A 6,580-nucleotide genomic window follows, 5' to 3' on the forward strand; every position below is an offset into this window, starting at 1 on the left:
TCCACTGTTCTCCTGGCTCAATCCTTCGCATCAGATGGGGGACTCCACCATGAGCAGACCCACGCCCCGGCGTACCGTCCTGGCCGCCGCCCTCGCCGTCGCGGCGGGCGCCGCCACCCCCCTGGCGCACGCCGCCTCCCCTTCCGCACCGTCCGCCGCACCGAAGGCGAAGCGTCTCGTGGACTACCGAGCCTGGCACACCGCAGCCGACTGGAACCAGGGCGTCGCGAACGGCACCCGCGTCGTCAACGGGCGCCGCCCGGGCGTGCTGATCGACCGCCCGGCCGGCACCGCCGAGTACCGCGATCCGCACACCGGTACCACCGCCACCTGGGAGTACGCGGTCTGGACGTCCCCGTCCCGCACGCTCAAGGTGCCGTCCACGGAAGCCGTGGCCTCCTGGAACGCCGAGACCCCGGCCGGTACCTGGATCGCCGTCGAGCTGCGCGGCACCTACGGCGACGGGGTGCGGACCCCGTGGTACGTGATGGGCCGCTGGGCCGCCGGGGACGGCGACATCCGCCGTACCTCCGTCGACGGCCAGAAGGACGGCCGGAGCAGCATTTCCACCGACACCTTCGCCATCGACAACCCGGCCGGCGGGGTACGGCTGGTCTCGTACGAACTGCGCGTCACGCTCTACCGGAAGCCCGGCACCACCGTGACGCCCACGGTGCGGCGCCTGGGCCTGATGGGCTCCGACATCCCCGACCGCTTCGACGTGCCGGCCTCCAAGCCGGGCGTCGCGACCGGCCGTGAACTGGTCGTGCCGCGGTATTCGCAGGAGATCCACAAGGGCCAGTACCCGGAGTACGACAACGGGGGCGAGGCGTGGTGCAGCCCCACCTCCTCCCAGATGATCATCGAGTACTGGGGCCGCAAACCCACCGCCGCCGACCTGGCCTGGGTCAACCCCGCCTACGCCGACCCCCAGGTCTGCCACGCCGCCCGCTTCACCTTCGACTACCAGTACGAAGGCTGCGGCAACTGGCCCTTCAACACCGCCTACGCGGCCACCTACCGGGACATGGAGGCCGCCGTCACCCGGCTGCGCACCCTCTCCGACGCCGAGACCCTCGTCGCGGCGGGCATCCCGGTGATCACCTCGCAGTCCTTCCTGGCCTCCGAACTGACCGGCGCGGGCTACGGCACGGCCGGCCACCTGATGACGGTCATCGGCTTCACCCGCGCCGGCGACGTCGTCGCCAACGACCCCAACTCGCCGACCAACGCCGCCGTCCGCCGCGTCTATAAGCGCCGGCAGTTCGAAAATATCTTGTTCCGGACGAAGCGCAAGAACGCCGAGGGCAAGGTCGTCAGCGGCACCGGCGGCATCTGCTACGTCTACTTCCCCACCGAGGTCACCGCCGTCCAGCGGCACGCCCTGGCCACGGTCGGCATCTGCTGAACCCGCCCCTCCGCCCCCCCGTCCGGATACCGGGCGCCGATCCGGAGTCCGTCCGCCGTCTACCGGCCGGGCGGCACCTGTGGCGCAATGGACCGGGCGGGGCCGACGGGGCTCCCGCTGTCGGGAGTTGGGGGAGGGCACCTATGTCCGTTGCGGTGTGTTCGTTGCTCTGGGACGCGGCGAAGCACGGGGCCGGGTCGCAGAAGATCTCGTACGACAGTGACGGGTACCACCTGGTGCGCTTCCCCTACGGGACCGGTGACGAGTCGTACGACCCGTGGAAGATGCATGACCCGGCCAACGGCGGCGGCACCCCGTCGACGTTCCCCGACGCGCGGTCCGGGCTGATCTGGCCCAGCCACGAGGGCTGGGGCGTGCTCTCCGCGATGGTGTTCTGGGCCGCCGACGATCAGCCGAACGAGTACCGGGCGCGGTTCGTACGCGATCCGCTCGGGTCCGGTTACGACTCGACGGCCACCACGGACACGTGGAAGACCGGCGGCGGCCAGTACAAGACGTACATGTGGCAGTTCTTCGTCCACCCCGGGACGCCGGTCGGGCTGAAGATCTCCGCCCGTGGTGCCGGTGACGCCAAGGTGCCGACCGCGATCACGCACGCCCAGTTCAAGCTGGCGATCCACACGGACGTGCTGCGGCCGTAGCGAGGGGGCGGGTCAGCCGACCAGCGCCAGGGCGGCGCGGAGGCCGTCCGGGCGCTCGGTCACCGGCAGGTGGTCCACGGGCAGGTAGCCGCAGCCCAGTGCCGTCGCGCCGCCGTCCGCCGTCCGGTCGTCGCCCACCATCAGGACGTCCGTGGGCGCCAGCCCCAGCTCCTCGCACGCGATCTCGAACAGCCTCGGGTCCGGCTTCTGGATGCCGTGCTCGTACGACAGGACATAACTGTCGACAAAGCGGTCGAGGCCATGTGCGCGGAGCACCGGCCGCAGGTCCCAGCCGATGTTGCTGACCACGCCGGTGCGCAGACCACGCCGCCGCAGTTCGCCCAGGACCTCGGCGGCGTCCGGGTACGGTGCCCACGCGGCGGGCGTCATGTGGCGGTCGTACAGCGCGTCGTACAACGCTTCGCCGGGCAGTGGCACCTGCCGGGCCAGCCCGGTGTACAGCTCGCGGTGCCGGTCGGCGCTGCGGTCCCTGACCTCCCAGAGAGCGGCCAGGTCAGGCGGCATGTGTACCGGCGAGGGGCCGCCGGGCAGGGCGCCGGCGCGGCCCAGCTCCGCCGCGAGGCGGACGATCTCCTCCTCCGCGATGCCCGTCCCCGTCCCGGCCAGTACCGCCCGCAGCCAGTTCTCCGGCGATTCGATGCGCAGCAGCGTCCCGGAGAAGTCGAAAAGCACACCCTTGATCGTCATGGGGCCATCCTGTCGTGCGGGGTGCTCCGCCGTCATCGCCGCGTGCCGTGCCGGCGGCCGTACGCGGAGGCCGCGGCGGCCACCAGTGCCGCCCCCAGCAGCCAGCCGCCGAGCACATCCGTCGCCCAGTGGACCCCCAGGTGGAGGCGGGTGAGGCCGACGCCCGTCACAGACCCGGCGACCAGCACCGCGGCGGCCCGCAGCCACCGCCGGCGCGCTCCGTACAGCCGCAGCAGCCACAGCGCCAGGCCGCCCGCGACGGCCGCCGTCATCGCGTGGCCGGACGGGAAGGCAGCGTAGTGCGCGGAGTCGACGGGATCCGGCCACTCCGGGCGGTGGCGCCCGACCAGGGCCTTCAGCGCCTGCTGGAGCGCCGTGCCCACGGCTGCCGTGACCGCCACCCAGCAGCCGAGCACCCACTGTCCGCGGCTCAGTAGTGCGACGAACGCGACGGCCAGCAGGGCGCGCAGGGTCCACGGGTCCCACACCCAGTCCGAGAAGACCCTGTTGAGCTGCGTCAGGCGGGGCGCCGAGACGGCCGTGCGGTGCAGGGCCGTGGCGATGTCCCGGTCGAGGGCGAGCAGTGGGCTCCAGCGTGCGGCCACGAGGGTGAGGAGGACGGCGAAGGGGACGAACAGGAGGAGAGCGAGGCGCGCGGAGCGGCGGGGCGAGGGGACCGGACCGGGGGACATGGGGGAATCCTCGCGGAGGAGGGCGTGGCAGGGCCAGGGAGTGTCCGTACGTCCGTACGTGTACGGCCGTGCCGGCCCGCGTCCCTCAGTACGTCAGCGCGCTGAGGCCCGGCATGAACGTCACCAGCAGAGGAACCGCGGGGACCAGCGCGGCGACCGCCGTCATCCGCAGCCGGCGGCCGGGCGTGAAGCGCGGGGCCGGGGCCAGCAGCCGGTGCACCCGGTGCGGGACCTGGGAGCACTGGGCCGGGCACGGCCCGAACACCCCGCGGTCCTCGTTCAGTTCGACCAGGGCCAGGGCGATGGTCAGCCGCCCGAAGCGGCGCGAGGCCACGTCGTCGGCGGCCAGTTCGACCAGCCGGTGCACCTGGTCGCGGAACGCGGCGAAGACCGGGACCTGCGGAAAGCCGGACGCCAGCGCCGAGGCGCAGTACAGCAGGACGTCGTGCCGGGCCCGCGCGTGCCCCTGCTCATGGGCGATCAGCGCGTCGAGCTGACGGCCCTTCAGGCGGCGCAAGGCGGAGGTGGTGATCACCAGTTGGGGCGTCGCGGCGTGCAGCCACCACGCCTCCGGGCGGTCGCCTTCGAGGACCACGAGCCGGTCGCCCGACGGTTCCTCGCCCGGCAGCAGCGGGGAGCGCCGCAGCAGGTCGGAGCGACGTCGCCGGCGCCGGGCACGGACGTCGCGCACCTCGCGGGTGAGCATGACGGCCGTCCACGCGCCGCCGCCCGCCAGGAGCCCGGCCAGCACGCCGGACCACGGGCCGTACGCCTTGAGCGCGTACGCCTCGACGACGACGCGCGGCGCATGGCCGAAGAGGTGGCTGCGCACGGCCTCCCACGCGGCGGCGCCGCAGAGCGACATCGCGAGGACACAGCACAGCAGGACGGCGGCGACCACGCACTGCCACACCCACAGGGCGAGCACCGGTTCGCGGTCGGGCCAGTCGGCGCGGGCCATCAGGCGCGGCGCCATCGCCGCAGCCAGCGCGCCGAGCATCATCAGCGCGAGAGGGACCATCATGGCGTCAGCCTATGAGCGCGCGGCTACCGAGAGGTACGTTCCCGCGTCGGAAGTGACGTATACCACCGACATCCGAGGCGGGTGGTGCGCAGGGGGCGTCCTCCTCCGCGGCGTCCGCTCACAGGGCCAGCAGCATCGCGAACATACCGATGCCCATCGCGACCCGGCACGCGCCCACCACCTCCGGCCAGGCGGCCCGCACCGGCCCGGGCGTATCGCCGTCCGCCGTACGGGGAACGGCCGGCGGTGCCAGCCGCACACCGGCGGCGACGACGTACACGGCGTAGTACGCCATCAGCAGCACCGTGAACACCGGCAGACCGCCCGGCCCCATCGCCCCCATCCGCTCCACGGCCCCTCCGTGTGCCCCGTGTCCACCACCGCCGGGCCCGCCTCCGGGTACGGACACCATCGCGAGCGCCATGTAGACCATCGCCGCCGCGCCCACCGCGTGGTGCGGATGCCGCCGCAGCAGCGCCCACAGGCCCGCGGCGCCGAACACGGCCGCGAACACCCAGGGCGTCCAGGCGGGCTGGGCCACGGCGGAGGCGGGCAGCGCCATCGCCGCCATGCCCAGCCCCATCAGCGCCTCGCCGCGCGCCTCGCGCCGCTGCTCGGCCGTACCGCGCCACACGCTCGACAGGCAGTACGCGCCTGCTCCGGCACACAGCAGCACCAGCAGCCATCCGACCCATGGCGGTCCGTGCACGGCGTCCTCCCCGAGAGCCCGTACGGCGGTCGCACGCGGGCGACGCGCGCGGCGCGGCGTCGTGCAGCCCGGTACAGCGGCATCGTGCCCCGCGGAACGGCCGCGGACGCCCGACGGAAACCCGGAATCGGGAGCGCACGGGCGCAAACGGGGAGCATGGGCGCCGCACCCGGCCGCACGGGGCGACCGGGCGCGGGACAGCCCGGGGAGGGAACGCTCAGATGCCGGGCCGGTACCGCAGCGGATGGTCCGCCGGAACCTCGGTCAGCACGATCCGGTGGCCGTCGGGGTCGGCGATCCACATCTCGATCAGGCCCCACGGCTCCTGCACAGGGGGCCGCAGGATCTCCACGCCGCGGCCCGCCAGTTCCTCGTGCGCGGCGGCCGCGTCGGCCACCTGAAGCCACAGTTGGAGCGTGGCCGTAGGGGGCTCCGGAGAGCGGCCGGAAACTTCCAGGAAGCCGCCGCCGAGGAAGAAGACCGTCCCGCGCTCCGGACCCGTACCGAATTCACGGTAGACCTCCAGGCCCAGCGCGCTGCCGTAGAACTCTCGCGACCGCTCGGGGTCGGACGGCCGCACCAGCACTCTGCTGCTCAGTACATGCACCATGCCGCGGACCTTACGCCTCCGCCGTCCGGCCGCTCTTGTTAGCCTCCGGTACGGCCGTACTGCACCGCGCCCCGGCGCCCGCGCCCGTACCGCCGCGCCGCACGCCACCGAGAGGACGCCCCGCTCATGACGACCGTCGAGCTGACCTACAGAGCCGCCACCGAAGCCGACGTCCCGGCGATCGTCGAGCTGATCGAGTCCGCCTACCGCGGCGACGCGAGCCGGGTGGGCTGGACCACCGAGGCGGACCTGCTGGAGGGGCAGCGCACCGACCCGGAGGGCGTCGTGGCCGTCGTACGCGACGCGAACAGCCGGCTGCTGCTCGCCGAGCAGGCGGGGGAGACCGTCGCCTGCTGCCAGCTCGAACACCGCGGCGACCACGTGTACTTCGGGATGTTCGCGGTCCGCCCGAAGCTCCAGGGCGGCGGTTTCGGCAAGGTCATCATGGCCGAGGCGGAGCGCACCGCACGCGCCGAGTGGGACGCGGCCGAGATGCGGATGACCGTCATCCGGCAGCGCGACGACCTGATCGCCTGGTACGAGCGGCGCGGCTACCGGCGTACCGGCCAGATGCTCCCGTTCCCGTACGGCGACGAGCGGTTCGGCATCCCGCAGCGCGCTGATCTGGAATTCGAGCTGCTGGTCAAGGCGCTCGACTAGGACGTCCGGCGGCGGGGGGGGGGGGGGGGGGGGGGGGGGGGGGGAGGTGGGGGGGGGGGGGGGGGGGGGCGGGGGGGGGGGGGGGGGGGGAAGGGGGCGGAGAGCGA

Annotated in this window: 8 protein-coding genes; 3 read left to right on the top strand and 5 right to left on the bottom strand. The window is 73.4% G+C overall.

Annotation, left to right across the window (positions count from 1 at the left end; genetic code table 11):
• Window positions 1–49: 49 nt before the first annotated feature.
• Window positions 50–1,408, top strand: a complete 1,359-nt coding sequence (locus ACZ53K_RS09955) for a peptidase C39 family protein (protein ID WP_468833562.1) — start codon at window positions 50–52, stop codon at window positions 1,406–1,408.
• Between the two features lie 143 nt (window positions 1,409–1,551).
• Window positions 1,552–2,070 (top strand): hypothetical protein, encoded by a 519-nt coding sequence (locus ACZ53K_RS09960; protein ID WP_468833564.1) that lies wholly within the window; start codon window positions 1,552–1,554, stop codon window positions 2,068–2,070.
• Between the two features lie 12 nt (window positions 2,071–2,082).
• Here ACZ53K_RS09960 and ACZ53K_RS09965 read toward each other — a convergent pair whose 3' ends face one another.
• The 5 genes from ACZ53K_RS09965 to ACZ53K_RS09985 all read right to left on the bottom strand — a co-directional run bounded on the left by ACZ53K_RS09965 (window position 2,083) and on the right by ACZ53K_RS09985 (window position 5,813).
• Window positions 2,083–2,778 (bottom strand): HAD family hydrolase, encoded by a 696-nt coding sequence (locus ACZ53K_RS09965; protein ID WP_468833567.1) that lies wholly within the window; start codon window positions 2,776–2,778, stop codon window positions 2,083–2,085.
• Between the two features lie 32 nt (window positions 2,779–2,810).
• On the bottom strand, window positions 2,811–3,470 hold the full coding sequence (locus tag ACZ53K_RS09970; protein WP_468833568.1) for a phosphatase PAP2 family protein: 660 nt from the start codon (window positions 3,468–3,470) through the stop codon (window positions 2,811–2,813).
• Window positions 3,471–3,555: 85 nt separating this feature from the next.
• Window positions 3,556–4,494, bottom strand: a complete 939-nt coding sequence (locus ACZ53K_RS09975) for a M56 family metallopeptidase (protein WP_468833570.1) — start codon at window positions 4,492–4,494, stop codon at window positions 3,556–3,558.
• A 118-nt stretch (window positions 4,495–4,612) separates the two neighbouring features.
• Window positions 4,613–5,203, bottom strand: a complete 591-nt coding sequence (locus tag ACZ53K_RS09980) for a DUF5134 domain-containing protein (protein WP_468833573.1) — start codon at window positions 5,201–5,203, stop codon at window positions 4,613–4,615.
• A 217-nt stretch (window positions 5,204–5,420) separates the two neighbouring features.
• Entirely contained in the window at window positions 5,421–5,813 is a 393-nt protein-coding gene (locus ACZ53K_RS09985) for a VOC family protein (protein ID WP_468833575.1), read from the bottom strand.
• Window positions 5,814–5,939: 126 nt separating this feature from the next.
• On the opposite strand from ACZ53K_RS09985, the gene ACZ53K_RS09990 reads away from it, so the two are divergent.
• Window positions 5,940–6,473, top strand: a complete 534-nt coding sequence (locus tag ACZ53K_RS09990) for a GNAT family N-acetyltransferase (RefSeq protein WP_468833576.1) — start codon at window positions 5,940–5,942, stop codon at window positions 6,471–6,473.
• Window positions 6,474–6,580: the final 107 nt, after the last annotated feature.

This window comes from Streptomyces sp. NPDC033221, assembly GCF_055577005.1.